Below are 23729 nucleotides of genomic sequence, written 5' to 3'. Positions count from 1 at the left end.
AAAATAAAAACCTCCTATAAATGTTTGACTTTCCTTACGCTAGAATGACCTGAACACCATATTGTTTGAAAAGACTAATATAGTGGGGATCAGCAGCTTTATTGGTAATCAGTGTATCAATGGCTGTTAATGGAGCCACTGAAACAAGGGAATCTTTCCCGATTTTGGAATGATCTGCAACAACAATGACTTCTCTTGCGCAATGGATCATTATCTTGCGAATTTCGGATTCATCTAAATCTAAATTGACGATCCCTCTGTCCTCATGGACGCCGGCTACCCCAATTATTGCCTTATCGACTCTTAGTTCGCTTAGCATCTTAATCACGGGTAAGCCGACCAAACTTAATTCAAATGGATCATAAAGATATCCACCTAATAAGAGAACTTTAATACTTGGGAGACCAGCCATCTCATGGGCGATTTTAATGGAGTTTGTCACAATGAAAAGGTTCGTTCTATGTTTTAAGTGCTGTGCTACAAGATGAGTTGTAGTCCCAATATCCATAAGGATGGTTTCTCCGTCCTTGATGGTTTCAGCAGTTTTTTTTGCAATTCGTAATTTTTCGTGCCAAAGGCGATCCTCTCGTTCATTAAACGGGCTTCGGACCGTAATCTTTTCCCTTTGTAAGATTGTTGCCCCTCCATGGATGCGGCGTATCACCCTTTTTTTATCGAGAGTGATTAAATCTCTGCGAATAGTCATTTCAGAAACCTTAAGTTTTTCGCTTAGATGCTGAACAGTCATCGTCTCTTCCGTTTTAAGAAACTCAATGATTTTGGCTCTTCGCTCTTCAGCTAACATTGCTTATCCCCTTGAATGACAACTTTGTTTGATATTGTTTGAGATTGTGTATTGATGTTCCAATATGTTTATTATACAATAATAGTCAGATAGTTCAATTAAATTTTTATATTTTGAAGTTTGCAATGATTCTAACTAGTATTGAGGGTTTTGCCTATGAATGAAAATTACTTTTGGAAGGCGGTGAGGAAACTCGATAGATTAAAGTGGAATCTCGGCAGGTTAAAACACAGTTTTTAAAGCGCTTTAAATTAATAAAAACTATAAGGGGAGTTGTTATGATGAAAAAAGTACATTGGATGATTGGGACAACCTTATTGGCATCATCGATTCTTGCTGGATGCGGAGGTTCTTCAACTGGAAGCCAACCAGCGAATAACAGCTCGAATTCTAATTCAACATCTACACCACCGAAACAAGAAGAGGCCAAGAAAGAGCAAGCTGGTACTGAGAAAATAGTTATCAAGCTCGGACACACCGTTGCAGATACAACCTCACTGCAGAAAGGTTCACTTAAATTTAAAGAAATTGTAGAACAAAAATCCAATGGACAAATGGAAGTCCAGGTGTTCCCTTCAAGCCAGCTAGGAAATGAAAAGGATATGATTGAAGGCAATAAATTAGGTACATTCCAAATTTCTATACCCTCTGCTGCTATGATGTCTAATTTTGCACCGAAAGCAGCGGTTCTTGCTTTACCCTATGTTATTAAAGGTGAGAATGAACGGGAAAAGTTTGCTAGTTTAAAAAAATTAGCGCAAAGTGACGCTTATAAAGAAATTGCAACGGAGGCTGAAGCGGCAGGCCTAAAAATTATACCTGAGGCGGTATGGTGGTACGGTGACCGACAAATCACAACGAAAGGAAAGGAAATCGCTACCCCGGATGCACTTGCGGGTTTAAAGATTCGTACTCCTGATGCGAAAGCACATACCGAACCTTTTAAAATCATGGGAGCAAACGTTACACCAATGGCTTTCACAGAGGTCTACATGGCCTTAAGCACTGGCACGATTGAGGCTCAGGAAAATCCAATAAACACTATTTATACCTCAAAGTTTTTTGAAGTTCAAGACACGATTAATTTGACAGGCCATATGACCCAGAATCAGATTCCAAGCATCAGTTTAAAGTGGTGGAATACCTTATCATCTGAGCAACAGCAAATTATTAAGGATGCAATGATTGAAGCGGGGGATTACCAGTCTGAAGAACAGCTGAAAGCTAATGAAGAAGAACTGGGGATACTGGAGAAGAACGGAATGAAGGTTGTAAAGCCTGATTTGAATGCCTTCCGCGAAGCGACAAAGGATACATATAAATCCTTCTTGGATAAGTTTGATCAAGATTTCTATGAAAAAATCAAAAAAGCACAAGAATAGAGATAGCGATCTTGATGGAGTAGGGCTCAGAGATTGCCCTACTCCCCTAAAACTTCTAAGAAGGGGTGAAATGTATTGTCCAACATTCGTTTTATCATTCGACATGCGGAAGAAATTGTGGGATGCATCCTTGTTGCGGTGATGGTTGCGACCGTTTCAGTTGGAGTATTTGCAAGGTTTGTTAATGTGTCTATTGTATGGACGGATGAGTTATCCCGTTATACGTTTATTTGGACGGTGTATTTAGGGTCAGTAGTCGCTGTTAAAAGGAAAGGGCATATTGCTTTGGATTTTTTAATTCGAATTGCCCCCGGGGGATTCCAAAAGGCCTTTTATTTCATCATTCAACTGGCCCTACTCATTTTGTTTTCTATTATGTTTTATTATGGATTCCTGCTAACCCTTTCGACATGGGATGTACCGACAACAAGCTTGGAAATCCCAACAGGGATAATTTACGCGGCAGTACCAGTATCTTGCTTTTTGATGTTTATTTATACCGTCATCGATATGTGGAAAACATTGTGGCTTGGACCTTCCATTGTTGTAGACCAATTAGACAATTTTGATGGAAAGGGGATATAACCATGCTCGTGATGCTGGTTTCAAGTCTATTAATTTTAATCGTGGTTGGACTCCCCGTTGGTTTTGCATTGTTGGCAGCTTCGTTATTAGCTATTCAAACGACTGGAACCGTCCCGATTGAAACGCTTCCACAGCGGTTGATTGTGGGCTTAGACTCCTTTCCTTTACTTGCGATTCCGCTTTTTATTTTAGCTGGAGCACTGATGAACGGTGGAGGTATTACAACAAGATTGATTCGTTTATCGGAGGCACTTGTCGGCCATATTCGTGGGAGCTTAGCCCATGTTGCAGTTGTTTCGAATATGTTTATGTCAGGTGTATCGGGTTCTGGAGTTGCTGATGCAGCTGCTACCGGTACAACCCTAATCCCCGAAATGGTCAAAAGAGGATATGGCAGAGGATTTTCCTCGGCGATCTTAGGATCTGCAGCAACTATTGGCCCCATAATCCCCCCAAGTATCCCAATGGTGATCTATGGAAGTATTGCTGGGGTTTCCGTCGGAAAACTGTTTCTTGGCGGGGCTATCCCGGGAATTCTTATGGGACTTGGACTAATGGTGATCACGTATTTTATAGCTACAAAGAGAAAGCTGGAAACAAGAACACGTGCTACGTCATCGGAGGTAGGGAAGGCATTTAAGAATGCCGTGTGGGCACTTATCATGCCGCTTATTATCGTAGGGGGAATCTTAAGCGGTGCTTTCACCCCAACTGAATCTGCGGTGATTGCTGTTCTTTATGCATTAGTGGTTGGATTGTTTGTGTATCGTGACCTAAAATGGAAAGATATACCTGAGAAACTTCTAGAAACTTTGGTAATGACAGCCTCTGTGGGAATTATTATTTCAGCTGCGGCCCCTTTTGGCTGGATTATGGCCTTCGAACAAGGACCAATTAAGGTATTGGAATTGTTCCAATCCATTTCCCAAACACCTTGGGTTATTATGTTACTATTGATGCTTGTCATGCTTGTTCTTGGTTGTTTTTTGGAGGGAACCGCCATCATTATCATTACCACGCCTGTGGTTATGCCGTTGTTAGCACAAATCGGGGTAGATCCCGTCCATTATGGTGTTATTCTTGCGATAAATGTCATGATTGGATCAATTACTCCACCTGTAGGTGTACTGATGTATGTGACGAACAGTATCTCAAAGTCAACGATAGGTGAATTTATTAAAGAGATTGCGCCATTTTTGGCGATGCTTATCCTGCTTCTGTATCTCTTTACCTATGTACCGCAATTAGTATTGGTGTTACCTGACTTGTTAATGAAGTAGGGATTTGCAACACATAGGAAAAACCACCTGGTTACAGGTGGTTTTTTTGGTTAAAAAATGTCCGATGATGGATTTAGGGAACAAGGACTATTTTGACTTGATCAGGATCTTGGTGGAATTCCTGCATGGCATTCACGACTTCGGAAATAGGATAGCGTCCCGTAATCAAAGGCTGAAGGTTGATGCCACCTTCCTGGACCATTCGCAATAACCGCGGAACCCAAATTTCCCGGAATGCGGGACTATGATGCATAAGTGCGGGAAACTTCAGGGTAATACCATGATGATGGATGCGATGTAAATAAGCGGAAATGTTAGACATAAGGTCGGGGACAGAAACCATGGTCCCTTCATCTTTGGTAAGGGAAGCACTTAAATTGAAATACTCCTCCGCTCGCGGATTCCAATACCCGCAGCTGTGGAAAACCACATCACATAGTCTTCCTTGGGTTAACTCGTGAACTTTTTCGAAGGCATTTTCTTTTGTTGTATTGATTAAAACATCAGCACCTGTTTCAGCCGCAATTTGCAGATGTTTATCGGAATAGTCAATTGCAATGACTTTGCTTGCTCCACGTTTTTTTAGCGCTTGAACGGCAATCAGCCCTTGGAAATTCAATCCAGCTACGACAACCGTATCGCCTAGCTGGATATCCGTTTCTACCACGGCATACATCCCCACTGCAATTGGTTCTCCAAGGCAAGCGACGCTCATATCCATTCCTTCAGGAACTTTATGCAAGTTCGCGACAGGAGCCTTAAAGTAGTATGCAAACGAATTATGTGGGCCAAATACCATCACCTTATCACCGATTTTAAATTCCCGCACCTTACTGCCGATGGCAACGACTTCACCTCCACCTTCATGGCCGAGATAGTCAAATTTCGGAAGGTCACCCGGCATATGAAGCCCTCGAAATGCTCTTAAATCGGCATCACAAATCGAGGCCATATGGGTTTTAACAAGTACTTCATCTTCCCCCAGCTCGAGTTTTTTTTCTTCTAGAATTAAGTTTTCTTTTTCAATTAGCTTGGCTGCTAGAGTTGCTACCATAGTATCCCTCCTCTTATATTAAACCCTTCGTTCTCTTATTTGCTTAACAATACTGTCCAGGTGATTGTTCATAACATCCAGTGCAAGCGATTCATCACGTCCCACTAACGCTCTTAACATGACTTGATGTTCATATAGGGCTTTTTCTGGCGATCCTTTTACCTGGAAAATGGCATCCTGTAAACCCGCAAACAATCCGCTAATATTATGATACATACTAGGTAGAAATGGGTTTTTCGATGCCTCTGCAATCGATATATGAAACTGCCGATCCGTATCGGTAAAGCGAACAGGACTTGTGATGCACTGTTCCATTTCATTCAATAATTGTTGGAGTCTAGCAATATCCTGGTCTGTTCTAGTCTGAACGGCTTTTTTCATGGCATGAATTTCAAGCATTCTTCTCAGATCTAAAATCTCTTCTAAAATAACATTGCCCCCATGTTCAGAAACTTTAAAGTTTAATAGAAAGGTTCCTTTACCGTGCTGGGAGTAAATTAATCCGCATGATTGAAGATGTTTCAAGGCTTCCCGAATAGTCGAGCGGGCAACCCCGTATTGCTTAGCCATTTCTTCAATGGATGGTAACTGCTCGCGTGGACCATATTCATTTTGGGTAATTTTCCAAACGATATCTCTCGTTAATTTCTCGATGAATGGTTGTAGGTGATAGGTCATAATCATGTCTGCCTTCTTTATGATTTAAATGAACTCTCTCAAATCGATGGATTGGTGTTTCTTTGCAGATTCCTTGGCAGCTTCCAAAACAAGATAGGAAGAATAAACATTTTGTGCAGAAGTGCTGGGTTGCCGATTTTCTAGAATAGCCGAGGTGAATTCCCTGATTTGCAGGGTGAAGCAATCAGGGTCATCCGACGTATCAAGTTGTTTTCCGTTTACTAAAACTTTGGTGGCAGAGGTGCCGATCACACCATCGTGGTCCCCTTCATGATTAAAATAGATTGATCCTTTTCGTCCTTCGATAAGGCATTCATGTTTGAGAGGGGAATGACAGATTGATAAGTAGTTGGTTGCAATGCACCCATCATCAAAGGTAATGATAATGGAACCCGCATCATCCCCTTCAAAAACATCTGTAATCTTACGGGTTTCACAATAAACTCGTACAGGCCTTCTTCCTTCAAACATCCAGAGCGTCATATCAATACTATGGGAACCAAGCATTCCTAAAACCAGTCCGCCAGTTTTCTTTTCTTCACGCCACCATACTGGAGCACTATCCTTTGTGAAAATGCAGGCGAAATTGTATAGAAGGTTCGTAGGGCCATCAATGGCAGGCAAGTATTCCTTCGCTTGTTGAATCGGATTATAGAATCGCCGGCTCTGACCAGACATGACATATACGCCATGTTTTTCAGCGGTTTGAATAAGATCCCGCACCTCTCTGAGGTGAATTCCCAACGGTTTTTCAATAAGCACATGACGGCCTGCCTCAAGGATCTGTTTCCCAATGGGGTAATGCAAATGATGTGGAAGACAAACAACATAAGCGTCAATGTCCGTGTTGCTTAGGGCTTCTTCCACAGAATAAAAGGCTCTCGTGTTATTTGTTTTTGCGGTTTCATTGGCCAATGCTGCTTGTTGTTCAACGATTCCTCCAAGTTCAATTTGCTCTGGAGATTTTAAAATGGCTTGTATATGACTGTTTCCTACGCGTCCCGCTCCAATGACAGCAACTTTGATTTTGCGTCTCAATTTGCATCACCTTTCTACAAATTTTGGGTTTTAAAGTGGAGCTTTAAAAAGAAAAGACTCATCACGTGTTTAACTCATCAGATGAGATGTAATACAGAATTACAATAATAAATAATTTAATAATTGTCAATATTGTAAATAATATAATTCATAAAAAAATAATCCGAAAACATAAATTAATCAAAATATATTGACTATTTATTGTTACCGTATTACCATAACAGAAACGGTATGATGTTCCAAAAAGGTAATAAGTATATTGCGCAGTGGGAAATTGTTCCACATGTGCAGAAAGGAGTTGTGCTATGGAGAATAAAACCAATGAGGCCGAAGCTTCCTATTCTTCTTCAGTGGATAAGGCACTTGCCATACTGGAGTATATTTCTATTGGAAGAAATGGAGTTTCACTGGCTGAATTGGTCAAGGCATTGGATATGCCTAAAACTACGGTTTTTCGTCTGCTTGAAACACTAAAATCAAGAGGATATGTAGAACTGCTTCCACAAAGTGATTTGTATAGTTTAGGATTAAAGGCTATCGATTTAGGTGCATCAGCCCTGGGAAATAGGGAAATCGTGGATGTTTCCGCTCCCTACCTTCGGGAGATCGCGGAAACTACAGGGGAAACTTCCTTTCTTGGAGTTTACAACGAAGGGGAGGTTGTTTATCTCTATAAGGCTGAGGGGACACGTTCGATTCGAATTTCGAGCCAACTTGGCTCCCGCAGGCCGGTCCATTGTACTGGGTTAGGAAAGGCAATTCTATCTGCCTTTCCATTGGAAGAGGTAGATAGGATACTCTTCGAAAAAGGGATGCCTAAATATACAGAATCGACCATTACCACACTCCGGGAGTACCATGAGGAGCTTAGTCAAATTCGCTCATTGGGTGTGGCCAAGGATGCGGAGGAATTAGAACAGGGACTTTCATGTTTTGCTGCACCAATTTTCAATTTTACGGGATATGTTGTTGGCGCAATTTGTATTTCTGGACCGACAGAACGAATTGAAGCGAGCCGACAGTTGCTTATCAAAGCATTAAGGGAAGCTTGTCAGCAGATTTCCAGGCGGTTGGGATTTGTCCCTACAATGAGAAGTTTCATTAATAAATGAAAGGTGGAAAAGAACTTGTCAGAGCAAAATAATCAGGTTATGGAATCAGAAAAGAAGAAGGAAAAAGCTGTGATGAATGGTGCGGACATTATCGTAGATTATTTGGTGAAAGAAGAAGTTCCTTACGTTTTTGGTTTGTGCGGCCATGGCAATGTGGGGTTATTAGACGGATTACATAAGGCATCCGATAAAATCAAAACAATTTCCGTTCGCCATGAAACTGCAGCTGGATTTATGGCGGATGCTTATTATCGAATCTCCCACAAACCAGTGGCTACCATTACCTCCTGTGGACCGGGGTCCGCTAATCTGCCTATTGCTCTTGCCGGGGCCTTCATGGATTCTTCCGCATTTTTGGCGATTACCGGAAACGTGCCAACGACCCAATTCAATCGAAGTCCCTTCCAAGAAACAGGGAAATATTTCCAAGCCGACTTTCCGTCGGTTGTTCGGCCGTATGTGAAAAAAAGCTTTCAGCCAACGCGGACAGAAATGGTTCCATTAGCAGTTCGCCAAGCTTTCAAGGAAATGACAACCGGAAAGCCTGGACCTGTTCACTTGGATGTTCCACTAGATGTATTTGTGGAGCAAGCCGAAGTCGAAACGGCAGATCCCCAAGGTTTTCGCCGAAATATCTATCAGCGATTCGGGGCAGATGAAACGACCATTGATCGGGTAATACAGTTGATCTCGGCAGCAAAGCAGCCACTCATTGCGGCAGGGAATGGGGCGCTTTTGTCTGAGGCTTCGCAAGAGATCTTGGAATTGGTGGAGTTCCTTCAGATCCCGATACATACGACACCGCAGGGGAAGGGGACCATTGACGAATACCATAAGCTTAGCTTAGGGGCAACGGGAAGAAATGGATCCTATGCGGCAAATGAAGCAGGCAAAAATTGTGATCTGTTAATTGCGTTTGGTTCCAGCTTTGACGATCGGGCCACCAGTGCTTGGTTAGACGGATATACGTATAACATTTCCACGACAAAGATCGTTCACATTGATATTGATCCACAGGAAATCGGTCGCAACTATCCCGTTGAATTAGGCATTATCGGTGATGCCAAAACCGTAGCAAAACAAATCCTAACGAAGGCGAAGGAAGTTTTTGCGATGCGGAAACCAAATTTTGATCCTTGGCTAAACCGCATAGCCGCTTGGAAAAAGATCTGGCAAGATCACGAAACAGATGCTTTTCAACAGCCGGGTTCACCTGTTCATCCGGCAAGACTGGTCGGAGAAGTACGAAAGGTTTTGCCTAAAAATGGAATCCTTGGTGTAGATGTAGGTGTCCATCATAACTGGGTTGTTCAATACTGGAATAGCACAGGGCCACAAAAACTTTTGCAATCCTGGGGATTTGCCAGTATGGGATTTGCCACCTGCGGCATTTTAGGTGCAAAACTAGCAGCACCAGATAGTCCATGTGTGGCGATTGTAGGGGATGGCTCCTTCATGATGCACCCACATATTTTGGCTACTGCCAAAGAATACAATATTCCAGTTGTTTGGGTGGTATGGAATAATTTCGCCTATGGGTCGATTCGGGATTTACAACTTGGATACTTCGGAGGAAGAGAATTGGCTACAAGCTTTGTTGAGCGTAATTCAGGGGAATTCTATAATCCGGACTTTGTAGCCTTAGCTAATTCTTTCGGGGTAGCAGCAACAAAGGTTGATCAGCCAGAGCAGATTGGGGAGGCTGTGAAGCATGCTCTTGAACTCAATCAACCTTATTTAATTGAAGTTCTTGTTGACCGTGACATTAAGCCCCCAGGAACCGGTACGTGGGTGTTGCCGCCATTTAAACATCCAGAGCCCAATTTCCGGCCTTAGGAGGAAAAATGAAATTAGGAATCAATACGTATCCCTATTTGTGGAACTGTGAGTTAGCAGATTCTTTTCAGAAAATAGCAGACATGGGGGTTAAGGATGTGGAAATTCTCACATCCGTCCCCCATATTCATGCAAAGAGCATCAGAGCAGAAGAGAAAGCAAGAATCCTGCAAGCTGCCTTAAAGGCGGGCGTAAAGATTATGGCGTTTAATCCTCCAGGTTTGGATATTAATCTAGCAAGTGTTAATCCAGATATGCGTGCATATACCGTTGATCACTATCAACAGTGGATTTCTCTCGCGAGCGAATGGGATGTTCCCTATCTTGTCATGCCACCTGGTAAACTGCATCCTTTGCTGCCACCTGATTTTGAATGGGTCTGGAAACAGTGTAAGGGTGATTTTGAACGACTCGTTGAATTTGCTGAACAGCGAAAAGTGACGCTGCTGGTTGAAAATATCCCGTCCCTATTTTTACAAACCTCCGAAGAGGTTGGGTGGGTGTTAAACGAGCTTCCAAGCCCGTACTTTGCTGCCATTTATGATGTAGCAAACGGGTATATGGTGGAAGATCCCGCAGTGGGAATCCGTCGACTGGGCGATTACATCAAGCTTGTTCACCTGTCTGACACGACTCATTCCAAATGGGAGCATGCCGTGATAGGTTCTGGTGACGTTCCATTCGAAAAAGTCCAACAAGCTCTGCAGGGTATCAACTATAAGGGGATTTGTATGCTGGAAATTATCCACCCGGAGGCTGAGGTAGGGATTGGAAAGAGTATCGATAATTTGCAAGGCAGAGGATGGGAGTTTCATGGATAATGTAATGAAAGCGGTTGCCAAGGTAAGGTCAGAGTATGGAAGTTTTGAAGTCATCGAGGTTCCAATGGCGAAATCACCTGGGGATCACGAGGTGAAAATTCGTGTAGAAACCGTTGGAATATGTGGAACGGATCTGTCGATTTATAAATGGACGGAAACTGTTGCACGTGAATATCATCCCGTTTTCCCACTGATCCCTGGGCATGAATTTGCAGGAATTGTGGAGGAAGTAGGGGCGGGGGTTTCCCACCTGAAAGTAGGGGATAAAGTTGCGATTAACCCCCATATATCTTGTGGAATCTGTCCCTATTGCATACAGAATCGTGAATCTATTTGTGAGAACCGTCCCATCCTTGGCTGTCACGCAGATGGTGGTTTAACCCAATACCTCACAGTTCGAGCCAAGAATGTCTTTGTATTGCCAGCGAATGTACCGATTTATTTGGGCAGCCTTGCCGAACCTTTATCCGTCACCGTTCACGCATTGGAGAGGGTCCAGCAGAAGTCTGATAAAGCAGCGGCCATCGTTGGCGTGGGAACAGTTGGGTTATTGCAATATATCGCTTGCAAGGCGGCAGGATATGAGGACATTGTATTGTTTGGGTTAGATTCTGATCAGGAGCGAATGGAATTGGCCAAGAGAATGGGAGCGAAGACAGTTAACATTGAAAAGGAGGATCCCTATATCGCCTTTGAAAGACTGACGGGTCAACCGAAAGCAGATGTAGTATTCGAAGTTGCCGGAACAAATGATTCCATCACCTTTGCGATCGATCTCGTAAAAACTGCCGGAAAGGTTGCCATGGTTGGAATTGCGGCTTCTTATACACCAATTGACACGACCAAGGTGGTTTTTGCTGAGAAAGAATTGATAGGGGTCCGCGCCTATAATTTGTCTACCTGGCCGAAAACGATGGAAATCATCGGGAAGATTGTCCCTCAATTAGAGCTGTTGGTGACACATCGTTTGTCATTAGCCGAAACGAATAAAGCTGTGGAATTATTATTGAAGCGCCAGTGTTTAAAGGTTGTAATCGAGCCGAATGCCGAATCACTAGCAGGTAGGGAAGGAAGGTAGGAGATGAAAGAGATTGGACTCTTTATACAAGGAGAGTGGATCAAAACCGGGAAGCTAATCCCTGTAACGAACAAATTTACAGGGGGAGTGATCGCGCAGGTTCATGAAGCGGGTCAGCGGGAGGTTGACCAAGCTGTTCAAGCAGCAAGACGTGCTTTTAAACAAAATGCTTTAACCCCTTACCAACGTTATGAAATCCTTCTTAAAGCATCTCAGATTACAGAAAAAAGAAAAAAAGATATTGCCGAGGTAATGGCAGTTGAGTCCGGAATCACCTTAAAGGATGCCTATGGGGAAATAGCTCGTGCCGTGCAAACTTTTATCCTTTCTGCTGAAGAATCTAAGCGTATCACAGGTGAGGTTTTGCCTGTAAAAGCAAACCCTGGGATGGAGAACAGACTCGCATTTACCATTCAAGTTCCTGTCGGAGTTGTAGGAGCAATCACTCCTTTTAATGCACCGTTCAACAACGTGATTCATAAGGTAGCACCAGCGATTGCTGCGGGTAACGCAGTTGTATTGAAACCATCCACGGCCACCCCGCAATCTGCCCTGGAGGTGCTTTCGATTCTACTTGATGCAGGGAACCCTAAAGAGCTTATTCAAGTGATTTTCGGTGAAATTGAAACAGGCGAAGCCATGTTAACACATCCCGGGATCAACTTTTATACTTTTACCGGAAGTACACGAGTTGGAGAAGTGGTAAAAACCAAAACCGGTTTACGTAGAGTGGCCTTAGAACTTGGGAATAATTCGGCAACCATCGTGTGTGAAGATGCCAACCTGGATGTTGCAGTACCGATTATGGTGCGGGCAGCCTTTCGAAAAGCGGGGCAGGTTTGCGTATCCCTGCAACGGGTATACGCCCATCAGTCGATTGCAAAGGAGCTGGCAAATCGTCTAGCCCGCGAGGTGGAGAAGTTTAAGGTCGGAAATCCCTTGGACCCAGACACCGATATCGGTCCAATGATTAGCTTAAAGAAGGCGATTGAGGTTGAGCAATGGGTAAACGAAGCAGTCTCTACAGGTGCAAAGGTTCTAACGGGGGGGAAAAGGGAAGGTGTCATCTATTACCCTACTGTTTTAACAAATGCCAAACAGGAGATGCGAATTGTCTGTGAGGAAGTGTTCGGCCCCGTCCTTAGTGTAGTGCCATACAAAGATTTCTCACAAGCGATTGATTTGGTTAATGATAGTCCATATGGCCTTCAAGCTGGTATTTTCACAAATGATATTAATAAGGCAATGATTGCCGCGGAGAAGATAGAGGTAGGAGGTTTAAATATCAACGATACCTCAAACACCAGGTTTGACGCCATGCCATATGGTGGGGTTAAATTTAGCGGGATTGGCAGGGAAGGACCCAAATATGCCATTGCAGAAATGACAGAAACGAAGATTATTCAAATGAACATCCTGAGGTGAAAAGAACTTGGACGATCTGTTCTCAGTAGCGGGTAAAACGGCTTTGGTCACTGGTGGTGCAAGGGGACTCGGGTTTACCTATGCTAAAGCGTTGGCATCTAGAGGTGCAAAAGTGATTATTTGTGATTTAGATGAACATGCAGTGGCAGCCGCGGTGGCGGAATTAACCTCTTATGGTGAGATCAAAGGTTACAAAGCCAATGTTGCAATTGAGCAAGAAGTCATCGCATTAGTAGACAAGGTTAGTAATGAGTTGGGGCAGCTAGATATCCTCATTAATAATGCCGGTGTCGTGCAAAGAGTAACAACAGAGGATATGACGCTTCAAGAATGGAATCGTGTGATGGATGTGAACTTAACAGGTACTTTTCTTTGCTGTAAACACTTTGGCGTGATGATGAAAAGGAAAGGGAAAGGGAAAATTATCAACGTTTCATCGATAGCCGGCCGAATGGGCCTTGATTTAAGATTGGCATACTGCACCTCGAAGGCAGCCATCGAGCATTTAACAAGAACATTGGCTGCTGAATGGGGTCCAGATCACGTAAATATAAATGCTATTGGTCCTGGTTATATTAAAACAGCAATGAATGAAGATACGAGAGCTGATCCTGTCCGTTATCAAAAAATGTTAAATCAATTGCCATGGGGGCGTTTTGGAGAACCGGAAGAGCTCGTGGGAGTATTGCTCTTTTTGGCTAGCCCTGCATCCGATTATGTTACTGGGCAAACGATATTCGTAGATGGCGGACTATTAACCCAATAAGGAAGAACGTATCCCCTAGAAAATTCTAGGGGATAATTTTTTTCTCAAAAGCTACGAGCAAAATAAACAACAATAATGTGTTGACAATATTTTAAAAATTTTATATTATTTAAATAATTAAATAACTATTGTCGACAGTCATCAAAGACTGTAGTCAATAAGAAAGGAGATGAAATTAAAATGGGCATGAAATCATTGATCACTGGTGCACCTGGAGCACGCCTGCATACAGCTGCTATTCCAGAACCAAGGCAAGGGGAAGTCTTGGTTCGGGTTAAGATCACTGCTATTTGTGGGACAGATATACACATTTTTAATTGGAACAAATGGGCTGCAGGGATAGGAATCAAACCAGGTAACATATTGGGGCATGAGTGCGTTGCAGAAGTTGTAAAGCTAGGAGAGGGGGTAGAATCTCTCGCTTTAGGGGACCGAGTTTGTATAGAAACCCATATTCCTTGTGAGGATTGTTCACTTTGTAAAAACGGAAACATGCATATATGCGAAAATAAACGAATATTCAGCTTACATACTGATGGTTGCTTTGCAGAATATGCAGTTGTTCCGGCAGTTTGCGCACGCAAGGTTCCGGATTTTATCCCTGATGATCTGGCATCCATTTTGGAGCCGTTAGGAGTTGGCGTCCACGCTGCTCAAGTAGGGAATGTTCAGGGAAAAAGGGTGGTTGTGCTCGGGGCTGGCCCTATTGGACTCTTTTCAGCTTGTGCCAGCTTAGCTTTAGGTGCCCATTCTGTTACGATCAGTGACGTAAAAAATACCAGATTAGAAGTAGCTTCAATGTGTGGAGATATGCATATATGGAATCCATTGGAAATCTCTGCATCGGCGATGCTGGGTTCGCGTTCTTCAGCACCTGAAGTAATTATTGAAACCACGGGAAGCAATCAAGCGATCGCCGAGACCCTCCCATATTTGCGGGAAAAGGGAAAAGTTGCAATGGTTGGCCTTTATTCAGGCGATGTTTCCTTAAATCTTTCCCGCGACGTTATTTATAAAGAAGCAACTGTCGAAGGTGTTCATGGTCGGTTGATGTGGGATACATGGGATGTAATGGAAAATTTACTTCTTGAAAAAAAGCTCAACGTCCGACCTGCAATAACCCATGAGTTTGCTTTAGAGGATTACGAAGAAGGATTTCGAATTGCCTCAAGTGGAGAAGGGACGAAAGTATTACTAAAACCTTAGGAGGGGAATTTTATGAAAATTAGTATTCATCATCGGAATTTTAGTACCTCAAACATTGACAAAATGGCCACCTTTTACAAAAACATCCTTGGCATGAAAGAAAGCACCCAATTGCCAGATGCTAGAATAAAAGATCAGTACCAAGGAAATGTTCGATTTTTACTTGCGGAAGAGGGCCAGGCAGAGGTTCATATAGCCCAAAATGAGCCTTACATGTCTTTTATTACTGGTCATCACGTTAATCCCCTGCTACAAGGCCATATCGCTTTCCGCGTAGATGATATCGAAGAGGTCAAGGCAAGACTTAGAGAAAATAACATTCCTTTTTCTGATTATGGAGAATGGTCTATTAAAGGTTGGTATCAAATCTTTTTCCATGATCCAGATGGAAACGTAATAGAGGTTTCTCAAATTGATGAATAATCTGTTCAACATTTAATGTGTAATTGTTGAATGTTCGGAGGACATGATGGATTATGGTGCAAATTCAGTATGGAAGGAACTAGGGCGTCCCAAAAGCCTCCGTCAGCAAGTTGCGGATCAAATCATAAATGCTCTAGCTCTGGGTCACTTAAAACCAGGACAACGGATTGTGGAATTAGAGCTTGCCCAGAATCTCGGCATTAGTCGAGCGCCAATACGGGAAGCTTTGATTCAGTTAGAACAGGAAGGCTTGGTTCACGTTGTTCCATATAAAGGGACATACGTAATGGATTTAAATTATACGGGTGTCTGGGAGCTTTATACTTTAAGAGCAGTGTTGGAAGAATTCGCAATTAGACGGGTCATGGAATCTAATATCCGAGATACAATAACTTCTCTCTGGGATATCTATGACAAAATGATAGAGGTATGTAATACAGGAAATAAACTTCAAATGGCAGAGCTTGATTCAAAATTTCACGAGATAATTGTTAGGGGTGCAGATCACGAACAGTTATATCGAGCGTGGTACCCTCTAAAGTACAAGTATATGTTTTATACCATTACAATTGATAAGAATTATTCTTCATCACTTGAAATAGTAGTTAAAATGCATGAGAAATTGATTGAAACGATGGAAAATGGTGAGGTCGAAAAGGCCGTTGAAGAAATCAAAAGTCACATTATCGAGACGGGGAAATTACTATTAAGCCAGGTTGCGGACCATGGGATATAATTCTTAATTATTTTCACAGTAGAATGTGATTTCAAATAAGAAACGTGAAGGGAGGTAGATATATGAAAATTACTCAATTAACTTCACAATGGATACGAATTCCTTTGGAAAATCCTGTAGGTTTCTCTATTAAAACGTTACGCTACCGGGATTATCTTATGGTTCGGGTTCAAAGCGACCAAGGGATCGAAGGGATTGGCTTTTGTTTACAAGATACAAGTGCAAAACCCGTGCAAGCAGTTGTTGATGAATTATTAGCACCGATGTTAATAGGAGAAGATCCCAGAGACATTGCAAAACTGTGGGATAAAATGTATTTTCAAACCGTAAGAGCTGGACGAAGGGGAAACGTATTAGTTGCTCTATCTGCTATCGATATTGCTCTTTGGGATCATCAAGCAAAATTAGCAGGAATGCCTCTGCATAAATTATTAGGTTCCTATAGAGATGAAGTTCCTTGTTATGCTTCGGGTGGCTATTATTATGAAGGACTTGATATGTACACGAAATTAGAGGAAGAAATTCAAGGGTACATGGAGCAGGGATTCAAAGCGGTAAAAATTAAAATAGGCAGGCTTAATGCGATACAAGAAGCCACACGGGTAGCTATTACTAGAGATATCATAGGACCGGATGTCAAACTTATGATCGATGCTAATCAATCCTATCTAGATGTAAATGAGTGCATGGAGCTTTGTCGAAGAATTGAAAAGTATGACATTTCTTTTTTTGAAGAACCTTTGCCGATGGATATGATTGAAGGGTTTAACCGACTGAAAAGACAAACATCTATTCCTTTAGCAACAGGTGAAGTTGGTGCAACACGTTGGGAGTTCCAAGAGCTGATCCAACAGGGTTCAGTGGACTATATCCAAGCAGATGCAACACAATGTGGCGGTGTTTCCGAATGGTTGAAAATAGCCGTTCTAGCTGGCGCTCAAGGGGTTACCTTAGCCCCCCACTATTTCTGGGATATCCACGTACATCTTGCATGTGCTGCAAGGGAAGTTGCTTTCGTTGAAAAATTTGTGGGGACAAATGTAGTCAATTTTGATCAAGTCATGATTAATCCTTATCAATTAACAGAAAAGGGAACTTTAGCACCACCAAAAGAAAATGGGCTTGGGATTGATTGGGATCAGGAGGCCATTAAAAAATATTTGGTGGAAGAAACAGTGATTAAAAATTCCGCAATGGTAAAAAGTCACTAAGTTAATGTAAAACTTCAATCTAAAATGGCATTTCTTTTTTGGAAGGATGGCGGAGATATGAGTCAAGCGCGCGTATTGGCAACCTATTTGATTGAAACTCCCTATTCGTTGGAGTATGCAGCACAGGTTATGGCAGGTGAGCAATCAACTGGAACATTTATTTCTGTACCTGGAGAAACCCAAGAAATAAAGGAAAAGTTTGGGGCAAGGGTCGTTGAAGTTCAGGAATTAGAATCAAGCGAAACTCCTTCGCTTCCTGGATTTAAGCTTCCTAAAAGGGTTAATGAAAAACCTGTTTTTCGTCGTGGGTTGGTGACACTTTCTTTCCCATTTCATAATTTCGGTCCATCCATCCCAAACCTCTTAGCCACTGTAGCAGGAAATCTTTATGAGCTTCGGGAGTTCTCTGGTTTAAGGCTAATGGATCTAGACCTGCCCTTTGAGTTTACGGAGGTTTATCTAGGTCCTAAGTTTGGCATTGAAGGGACTCGGAAGTTGGCGGGTGTTTATGGCCGTCCCATAATCGGTACGATTATCAAACCCAGTATTGGTCTTTCCCCCGAAGAATTGCGCCCCGTTGTTCGTGAGCTTGCGATGGCGGGATTGGATTTTATCAAGGATGATGAATTGAACGGGAATCCCCCTTATGCCCCTCTTCAACAGAGAGTGAAGGTCGTGATGGAAGAAATTGAACGAGTGGCAGATATCACAGGGAAAAAGGTGATGTATGCTTTTAATATTACTGGTGATATTGATGAGCTAAAAAGAAATCATGATCTTGTGTACGATGCAGGTGGAACATGTGTGATGGTAAGTATTAATAGTGTGGGCCTCCCTGCAGTAGCGCATCTGCGTAAGTATAGTGAACTTCCAATCCATGGCCATAGAAACCAATGGGGAGCAATGACTCGCTGTCCGCTACTTGGAATGGAATTTAGGGCATACCAGAAGCTTTGCCGACTGGTTGGCGTTGATCATCTACATACGAATGGCTTAAATAATAAATTCTTCGAATCAAATGAATCTGTACTAAATTCTGTTAATGATTGTCTGACCCCAATGTTTGGCGGGTTAACCGTTATGCCTGTACTTTCGTCAGGACAGTGGGCAGGGATGGCGGTGGAATCCTATACTAAGATGCAAACAATCGATGTAATGAACATCGCTGGTGGAGGCATTCTTGCTCATCCTGGGGGAACAGCAGCTGGCGTAAAAAGTATGATCCAGGGTTGGGAAGCGGCATTAAGCGGAATCAGCTTAGAGGAATATGCCAAGACCAATACAGAGTTACGGCAAGCGATTGAGAAATTTGGTTCATAGTCCTAACCTAGGTGAAGTGTTGTTCGACTCGTTGAGCGCAAGGAAGACCGTTCGCTTAAGGTGCTAATAGAATTCTAACTGCAAAAAAGACCCGGTGGTTACCCACCGGGATCTTTTAGCTTGATTTCTTCATCAAAGATGTAGTGTCATGGACCATTTCTTCAGTTGTATTAGCTGTTCTCGTATATTTAACATTAGCGAAAAAGCGTAGGGTAAAAGAGATTGTCGCCGCTAAAACAAAGCAAGCACTAATTCCACCCACAATGTCGCTTAACATCCATTCTGGCAGATGGACAGCCCATCTTCTTGGTGCACTGATTTTTCCCGCATATAGGAAAGATCCTGTTAAACCTAGGAAAAATACGGTATAGAAGGCGGCACTAATGCGATCCCAAGAATGATCTCTGCGGTTTCCTTCTACTTTATTGTAGTAATACATGAAGGCAATGATCATGATGGTCACGCCTAATCCCATGTAAATATGGAAATGTCCTGGTACCCATTTGGTATTATGCATGACATGATTTACAACGATGGTAGCGTCGATAATAGCTGGAACTGCCCCACCAACCCAGCCAAACATCGCTAAGAACATTAGACCGGACGCCATATCCCAACGAAGACCTGATCGATAAACGATCATTAATGCACCATAAGCAGTAACGACCATTACAGGTAAGCCGTTCGCATAGGAGAAAATTTGTCCAATTAACAGCATCCATTTTGGTACAGCAAAGTCCATTAATAAATGGTGGGTATAAATCATTAGGGTAAATAGGGTAGAGAAATTCCAGGCAATTAGAAAGACTTTGTTCGCTTTCCATGGGCGATCTGCATATTTTGCCAAGATTTCATAAACTCCCACAACAGCCATATAAATTGTGGCGTTTGCAAAGATATGTCCAAAAGCATAGGTTAAATGTTTGGCTAACAACGCATCAAAGACAATGCTCGGATTTAGAATATTGATAATCGACATGATGATCACAGTGGCACCAGCTAAGATAGCTGTACTGTTACAAATGACAACCATGGTGCTCGCAACGACAGCGGCTGGGGGGCCGTAATGTTTATCAGATTTACCAAAAAGCATATCCCATCCAAGACCGTTCATCAGTCCGCCGTATTGTTTGGCAATTTTCCTTCCAATTTCTAAGTACATGATTAAGAAGCCAACACCAACGAAAAGCACACCATTTAAGAAAAACATTGCACCTGCCATTCCATGTTGTTTTGCAGAAACGGATGGCAATGGATAGAGGAAAGTCCACGCATCAGAGAATTTGAAAACAAATGCGGCAATGAGGATCATGGCAATACCAATGACACTCAAAACCAAATTAGTCATCAGCACTTTTGGGTTGAGTGGCACATATTTACATAGGAAATACCACATGATAGCGGCTCCGCCTAAGGATGCCATGCCGACCATCCCAATCCCGTGTACAGTCATAATGGAATAGAAAAGATCAGGTGAAATTGTAATTAATCCGCCTTGATTAAACAGCATGATAATCCCAAAAGCCATCATCAAGATTAATACGGTTGCGGCAACCGCCAGATGACCGACAACTCCTTTTTTCGTTGCTCTGCTAATCGGGTAAGTCGTTTCAGTTTTGGCCATCTGAAGCACCTCCTTTTTCTTTTACAACGATTTCCTTCACCATCACGTGATGTCCAACGCTGCAATATTCCAGGCAAAGAATTTGGTATTTTCCAGGCTTTGTAAAGGTGAAATCAACCACATTCGTGTATCCAGGCATCGCTTGTGTTTGAGCCAAAAGCTGCATGTTTTCGTCATAAAGACCGAAGCCATGATTTACGTCCATACTTGTCACGTTGAATTGGACAGGTTCGCCAACATAAAATTCCTCTTGACTTAATTTCCAATAGAACTGATACCCTTCCACATTAACAACTTTAGCACCTGTGGCTGCAGCAGCAGTCGCATCGTGATAAGGAAGATCCCTTAAGGAGAAAAATGTTGCGATAACCATAACTGAAACTAAACTAATAAACCAATATTTTCTGATTCGATACCCTTTTTCCTGGATGGGTTGATAATCCACCCTGCGGGCTGTTTTTCTTGCAATAGTTAGGAAAACGACAGCAAGAGCAAAAACTAAAACTACTGTGAGAATCCAGGCTAATTGCTGGTACATAAAAGCCCTCCTTCAATCAATGTTATTGTCCTGTATCTAAATATAAAGTGGTTTTACACAAGATGTTGTGATCACTGTCACAAATTCGGAATATTTTAAAATCTAATGTTAAAATATTTAATAAGGTTTTTATTGATTCGTTAGTGTTTTTTATTGATGGATATAATTGTTTCTGAGGAGCAGGATTTTATATGGAAAGAAAGAATAGTAGCAAGATATAAATAATTTGTAGGAGTTGAAGACATGGAATATCGTGTAGTTGGAAAAACAGGCATTAAGGTTTCGAGTTTGTGTTTTGGTACGATGTCTTTCGGAGGAGTGGCAGATGAAGAGACGTCGAGAGTAATGTTTCATCGTTGTCGTGAGGCAGGAATCAACTTTTTCGATACGGCAAATGCATACAATAAAGGTCGTTCCGAAGAAATTTTAGGGAAGTTAATCGCCGAATGCCGGGATGAGATGGTCCTGACCACGAAAGTATTCAACCCAATGGGACCAGATATCAACGCGCGGGGGTTGTCAAGACGCCATATTATGAAGGCGATCGAGGACAGCTTGCGTAGGCTCGGGACAGACCGAATCGAATTTTATTTTGTGCATCACTTTGATTCAAAAACGGCAATGGAGGAAACACTGCGGGCTTTAGATGATCTGCAGGCTCAAGGGAAAATTCTCTATCCCGGGGTTAGTAACTGGGCAGCTTGGCAGATTGCCAAGTCGCTGGGGATTTCGGAAAGAGAAAGACTTGCGCGTTTCGAGTGCATCCAGCCCATGTATAATCTAGTCAAGCGGCAAGCTGAAGTAGAGATTCTTCCATTGGCCGAATCAGAACAGATTGGGGTTATTTCCTATAGTCCACTTGGCGGAGGATTATTGTCTGGCAAGTATACAACGAAGAATAGGCCAGCGGAAGGACGCTTGGTTGTTCAGGAAATGTATCAGAAAAGGTATGCGGAGGAGGGATACTTCGAGACTGCAGAGCGGTTTAACGAGTATGCCAAGTCCCATGATCTTCATCCAGCAACGCTGGCTGTATCATGGGTAATGTCCCATCCAGCAATTACTGCGCCGATTATTGGGGCCCGTGACGTGGCGCAATTAGAGCCATCACTGGCAGCCCTGGATGTAAAAATGACGGAAGATTGGCGTAAGGAAATTTCAAATTTATCCATAGCTCCGGCTCCGGCGACGGATCGGACAGATGAGATGGTGTAGTAAAAAGGGTGCGAGGCACCCTTTTTTTGGTCAAGCCCCCCTAACCCAGGCCTCGAAAAAAGCCTCCTAGACTCCTGTAACCCGCAAATTTGTTTATATTGAAATAATATTTAGAATATAATAAAATAAATTAAAAATAGCCAAGCAAATCCTAAAAAAGGTGGATTGTCTAATGATCGAGTTAAATTTTGATAATGTAAGGGTAGAGGGAGGGTATGATATTCCTTGGCCTTCTATGCATCTGGTGAGACAAGCATTTGAGGCACCCGTTATTGGAGTAAAGGAAATACCGAAGATCCTGGAGGAGCAATTTAAAAAGGAAGCGATCTCCCAAAAGATTAAGCCAGGGATGAAAATTGCCGTTGGTGTTGGTAGCAGGGGAATTACGAACCTGCAGGAAGTGGTACGCTGTACCGTGTTGGAATTAAAAAAGCGAGGGGCGATCCCGTTCATCGTTCCGGCTATGGGAAGCCATGGCGGAGGGCTTGCTGAAGGTCAACAGCAAATCCTGGCTGATTATGGGATTACGGAGGAACAGGTAGGCGCACCGGTTCGTTCATCGATGGATACGGTTCACCTGGGCAAAGTGAATGGTGAGGTTGATGTGTACTTTGACCGGATTGCTTACGAAGAGGCAGATGGCATTATCGTTGTGTCTCGGATTAAACCCCATACAGATTTTAAAGGTCGGATTGAAAGCGGATTTATGAAAATGCTCGGGATTGGTCTGGGCAAGCATAAAGGGGCTAGTTTCCTCCACCGTGGGGGAATGTTGGCTTTCGCGCAGCTGGTGCCGGAAATTGGGAAATTTATTATGGACAAAGTTCCCTTTCTATTTGGAGTGGGGATCATCGAAAATGCTTTCCACGATACTGCCCACTTAGAGGTTGTTCCGAAGGAAGAGTTGCCGAAAAGAGAAGAGGAACTGTTGGTTAAAGCTACAAACTGGATGCCCAAATTTCATCTACAGGAAATCGATGTCTTGATCGTAGATGAAATTGGAAAAAACATTAGTGGTTCAGGAATGGATCCGAATATTATCGGTCGGTCGTCCTCTTCCGAGTTTTTCACCTTTGAACAAGCGCCACCAATCCGTCGTATTGTTGTATTGGGGATAACCCCTGAATCCCATGGTAATTCCACTGGACTGGGATTGGCCGATTTTACAACGGTACAAACGCTGAGCCAGGTCGATTTTGCAGCTTTTTATGCCAATACGATTACCGCGGTTGAAATCGGAGGTGGGAAACTTCCGCTTATTTTAAAGAACGACCAGCAAGCGATCGCCGCCGCCATTAAAACAACCAGGAAAAGAAACCTGGATGATGTTCGGGTGGTACATATCAAGAATACATTGGAGCTAAATAAAATCTGGGTGTCTTCTAATCTACTTGATGAGGTCCGGCAACATCCAGCCATGGAGATTTTAGGAGACGAAACAACGTTCAATTTTGATGAGACGGGAAAGTTGGTAAGGTAAGGTTGAAAAAGAGAAGTCTGACGTTTAAAATGTACCCTATAGAGTAGACACATTAAAAAAAGTCTACCTATGGGGTACTTTTTTGTATAATAAGCAGATACAACACGGAGAAACTG

The 23729-nt window shown here is 42.7% G+C and carries 22 protein-coding genes; 16 read left to right on the top strand and 6 right to left on the bottom strand.

All coding sequences use genetic code 11. From position 1 onward, the window contains the following. Positions 1-34: 34 nt before the first annotated feature. Positions 35-805 carry a DeoR/GlpR family DNA-binding transcription regulator gene (locus J2Z37_RS22390; RefSeq protein ID WP_209812556.1) on the bottom strand — a complete coding sequence of 257 codons (771 nt, stop codon included), beginning with the start codon at positions 803-805 and terminating at the stop codon, positions 35-37. A 281-nt stretch (positions 806-1086) separates the two neighbouring features. Between J2Z37_RS22390 and J2Z37_RS22385 the strand changes: the two genes are divergently transcribed. The 3 genes from J2Z37_RS22385 to J2Z37_RS22375 all read left to right on the top strand — a co-directional run bounded on the left by J2Z37_RS22385 (position 1087) and on the right by J2Z37_RS22375 (position 4052). Next, positions 1087-2187, top strand: a complete 1101-nt coding sequence (locus J2Z37_RS22385) for a TRAP transporter substrate-binding protein (protein WP_209812555.1) — start codon at positions 1087-1089, stop codon at positions 2185-2187. Positions 2188-2262: 75 nt separating this feature from the next. Then, on the top strand, positions 2263-2772 hold the full coding sequence (locus J2Z37_RS22380; RefSeq protein WP_209812554.1) for a TRAP transporter small permease: 510 nt from the start codon (positions 2263-2265) through the stop codon (positions 2770-2772). A gap of 2 nt (positions 2773-2774) precedes the next feature. After that, positions 2775-4052 (top strand): TRAP transporter large permease, encoded by a 1278-nt coding sequence (locus J2Z37_RS22375; protein ID WP_209812553.1) that lies wholly within the window; start codon positions 2775-2777, stop codon positions 4050-4052. A 73-nt stretch (positions 4053-4125) separates the two neighbouring features. Here the strand turns inward: J2Z37_RS22375 and J2Z37_RS22370 are convergent, their stop codons facing one another. From J2Z37_RS22370 to J2Z37_RS22360, 3 genes are read right to left on the bottom strand one after another with little or no spacing between them, the layout of a single operon-like run. Continuing rightward, a complete protein-coding gene (locus J2Z37_RS22370; RefSeq protein ID WP_209812552.1) occupies positions 4126-5106 on the bottom strand; it encodes a zinc-dependent alcohol dehydrogenase in 981 nt (326 codons plus the stop codon). 18 nt (positions 5107-5124) lie between these two features. Then, positions 5125-5790, bottom strand: a complete 666-nt coding sequence (locus J2Z37_RS22365) for a FadR/GntR family transcriptional regulator (RefSeq protein WP_209812551.1) — start codon at positions 5788-5790, stop codon at positions 5125-5127. Between the two features lie 18 nt (positions 5791-5808). After that, positions 5809-6822: a Gfo/Idh/MocA family protein gene (locus tag J2Z37_RS22360; RefSeq protein WP_209812550.1), complete on the bottom strand. Its 1014-nt coding sequence runs from the start codon at positions 6820-6822 to the stop codon at positions 5809-5811. A 305-nt stretch (positions 6823-7127) separates the two neighbouring features. Between J2Z37_RS22360 and J2Z37_RS22355 the strand changes: the two genes are divergently transcribed. The 11 genes from J2Z37_RS22355 (at position 7128) to J2Z37_RS22305 (ending at position 18756) form a co-directional block, all read left to right on the top strand. Further along, the gene (locus J2Z37_RS22355) at positions 7128-7934 is read left to right on the top strand and encodes an IclR family transcriptional regulator (RefSeq protein ID WP_209812549.1); all 807 of its coding nucleotides are present in this window, start codon (positions 7128-7130) and stop codon (positions 7932-7934) included. 15 nt (positions 7935-7949) lie between these two features. After that, positions 7950-9770, top strand: coding sequence for a thiamine pyrophosphate-binding protein (locus tag J2Z37_RS22350; protein ID WP_209812548.1), 1821 nt, complete (start codon positions 7950-7952; stop codon positions 9768-9770). An 8-nt stretch (positions 9771-9778) separates the two neighbouring features. Continuing rightward, on the top strand, positions 9779-10591 hold the full coding sequence (locus J2Z37_RS22345; protein WP_209812547.1) for a sugar phosphate isomerase/epimerase family protein: 813 nt from the start codon (positions 9779-9781) through the stop codon (positions 10589-10591). Further along, the gene (locus J2Z37_RS22340) at positions 10584-11669 is read left to right on the top strand and encodes a zinc-dependent alcohol dehydrogenase (RefSeq protein ID WP_209812546.1); all 1086 of its coding nucleotides are present in this window, start codon (positions 10584-10586) and stop codon (positions 11667-11669) included. Before J2Z37_RS22345 ends, J2Z37_RS22340 begins: the two co-directional genes overlap by 8 nt. 3 nt (positions 11670-11672) lie before the next feature. Next, a complete protein-coding gene (locus J2Z37_RS22335) occupies positions 11673-13094 on the top strand; it encodes an aldehyde dehydrogenase family protein (protein ID WP_209812545.1) in 1422 nt (473 codons plus the stop codon). A 7-nt stretch (positions 13095-13101) separates the two neighbouring features. Next, complete coding sequence (locus J2Z37_RS22330; protein ID WP_209812544.1) at positions 13102-13860, top strand: SDR family NAD(P)-dependent oxidoreductase; 759 nt, start codon at positions 13102-13104, stop codon at positions 13858-13860. A 180-nt stretch (positions 13861-14040) separates the two neighbouring features. Beyond that, entirely contained in the window at positions 14041-15066 is a 1026-nt protein-coding gene (locus J2Z37_RS22325; protein WP_209812543.1) for an alcohol dehydrogenase catalytic domain-containing protein, read from the top strand. A gap of 12 nt (positions 15067-15078) precedes the next feature. Then, a complete protein-coding gene (locus tag J2Z37_RS22320; protein WP_209812542.1) occupies positions 15079-15489 on the top strand; it encodes a VOC family protein in 411 nt (136 codons plus the stop codon). 46 nt (positions 15490-15535) lie between these two features. After that, the gene (locus J2Z37_RS22315; protein WP_209812541.1) at positions 15536-16225 is read left to right on the top strand and encodes a GntR family transcriptional regulator; all 690 of its coding nucleotides are present in this window, start codon (positions 15536-15538) and stop codon (positions 16223-16225) included. 62 nt (positions 16226-16287) lie between these two features. Then, positions 16288-17436 (top strand): mandelate racemase/muconate lactonizing enzyme family protein, encoded by a 1149-nt coding sequence (locus J2Z37_RS22310; RefSeq protein ID WP_209812540.1) that lies wholly within the window; start codon positions 16288-16290, stop codon positions 17434-17436. A gap of 57 nt (positions 17437-17493) precedes the next feature. Then, the gene (locus tag J2Z37_RS22305) at positions 17494-18756 is read left to right on the top strand and encodes a ribulose-bisphosphate carboxylase large subunit family protein (protein WP_209812539.1); all 1263 of its coding nucleotides are present in this window, start codon (positions 17494-17496) and stop codon (positions 18754-18756) included. Between the two features lie 115 nt (positions 18757-18871). On the opposite strand, the gene J2Z37_RS22300 is transcribed toward J2Z37_RS22305, so the two are convergent. Both J2Z37_RS22300 and J2Z37_RS22295 read right to left on the bottom strand, forming a co-directional pair. Further along, positions 18872-20380, bottom strand: a complete 1509-nt coding sequence (locus J2Z37_RS22300; RefSeq protein ID WP_209812538.1) for a cbb3-type cytochrome c oxidase subunit I — start codon at positions 20378-20380, stop codon at positions 18872-18874. Beyond that, entirely contained in the window at positions 20367-20918 is a 552-nt protein-coding gene (locus J2Z37_RS22295; RefSeq protein ID WP_209812537.1) for a cupredoxin domain-containing protein, read from the bottom strand. The genes J2Z37_RS22300 and J2Z37_RS22295 overlap by 14 nt, the downstream gene beginning before the upstream one ends. A gap of 243 nt (positions 20919-21161) precedes the next feature. Between J2Z37_RS22295 and J2Z37_RS22290 the strand changes: the two genes are divergently transcribed. Together J2Z37_RS22290 and J2Z37_RS22285 are read left to right on the top strand one after the other, a co-directional pair. Then, entirely contained in the window at positions 21162-22133 is a 972-nt protein-coding gene (locus J2Z37_RS22290; protein WP_209812536.1) for an aldo/keto reductase, read from the top strand. Between the two features lie 172 nt (positions 22134-22305). Next, positions 22306-23613 (top strand): nickel pincer cofactor-dependent isomerase, group 22, encoded by a 1308-nt coding sequence (locus tag J2Z37_RS22285; RefSeq protein WP_209812535.1) that lies wholly within the window; start codon positions 22306-22308, stop codon positions 23611-23613. The last annotated feature ends 116 nt before the right edge of the window (positions 23614-23729 follow it).

This window comes from Ammoniphilus resinae, assembly GCF_017873965.1.
GTDB classification, from domain to species: Bacteria; Bacillota; Bacilli; order Aneurinibacillales; family RAOX-1; genus Ammoniphilus_A; species Ammoniphilus_A resinae.
The sequence above is the reverse complement of the archived record's forward strand: the minus strand, read 5'-3'. Positions and strand labels throughout refer to the sequence as shown.

What these genes read in the sequence shown, in the direction of transcription:
- J2Z37_RS22355 (WP_209812549.1), top strand. Translation starts at nt 7,128, where the DNA reads ATGGAGAATAAAACCAATGAGGCCGAAGCTTCCTATTCTTCTTCAGTG.
- J2Z37_RS22300 (WP_209812538.1), bottom strand. Translation starts at nt 20,380, where the DNA reads ATGGCCAAAACTGAAACGACTTACCCGATTAGCAGAGCAACGAAAAAA.
- J2Z37_RS22390 (WP_209812556.1), bottom strand. Translation starts at nt 805, where the DNA reads ATGTTAGCTGAAGAGCGAAGAGCCAAAATCATTGAGTTTCTTAAAACG.
- J2Z37_RS22385 (WP_209812555.1), top strand. Translation starts at nt 1,087, where the DNA reads ATGAAAAAAGTACATTGGATGATTGGGACAACCTTATTGGCATCATCG.
- J2Z37_RS22315 (WP_209812541.1), top strand. Translation starts at nt 15,536, where the DNA reads ATGGATTATGGTGCAAATTCAGTATGGAAGGAACTAGGGCGTCCCAAA.
- J2Z37_RS22285 (WP_209812535.1), top strand. Translation starts at nt 22,306, where the DNA reads ATGATCGAGTTAAATTTTGATAATGTAAGGGTAGAGGGAGGGTATGAT.
- J2Z37_RS22325 (WP_209812543.1), top strand. Translation starts at nt 14,041, where the DNA reads ATGGGCATGAAATCATTGATCACTGGTGCACCTGGAGCACGCCTGCAT.
- J2Z37_RS22290 (WP_209812536.1), top strand. Translation starts at nt 21,162, where the DNA reads ATGGAATATCGTGTAGTTGGAAAAACAGGCATTAAGGTTTCGAGTTTG.
- J2Z37_RS22345 (WP_209812547.1), top strand. Translation starts at nt 9,779, where the DNA reads ATGAAATTAGGAATCAATACGTATCCCTATTTGTGGAACTGTGAGTTA.
- J2Z37_RS22310 (WP_209812540.1), top strand. Translation starts at nt 16,288, where the DNA reads ATGAAAATTACTCAATTAACTTCACAATGGATACGAATTCCTTTGGAA.
- J2Z37_RS22295 (WP_209812537.1), bottom strand. Translation starts at nt 20,918, where the DNA reads ATGTACCAGCAATTAGCCTGGATTCTCACAGTAGTTTTAGTTTTTGCT.
- J2Z37_RS22305 (WP_209812539.1), top strand. Translation starts at nt 17,494, where the DNA reads ATGAGTCAAGCGCGCGTATTGGCAACCTATTTGATTGAAACTCCCTAT.
- J2Z37_RS22340 (WP_209812546.1), top strand. Translation starts at nt 10,584, where the DNA reads ATGGATAATGTAATGAAAGCGGTTGCCAAGGTAAGGTCAGAGTATGGA.
- J2Z37_RS22375 (WP_209812553.1), top strand. Translation starts at nt 2,775, where the DNA reads ATGCTCGTGATGCTGGTTTCAAGTCTATTAATTTTAATCGTGGTTGGA.
- J2Z37_RS22335 (WP_209812545.1), top strand. Translation starts at nt 11,673, where the DNA reads ATGAAAGAGATTGGACTCTTTATACAAGGAGAGTGGATCAAAACCGGG.
- J2Z37_RS22365 (WP_209812551.1), bottom strand. Translation starts at nt 5,790, where the DNA reads ATGATTATGACCTATCACCTACAACCATTCATCGAGAAATTAACGAGA.
- J2Z37_RS22370 (WP_209812552.1), bottom strand. Translation starts at nt 5,106, where the DNA reads ATGGTAGCAACTCTAGCAGCCAAGCTAATTGAAAAAGAAAACTTAATT.
- J2Z37_RS22320 (WP_209812542.1), top strand. Translation starts at nt 15,079, where the DNA reads ATGAAAATTAGTATTCATCATCGGAATTTTAGTACCTCAAACATTGAC.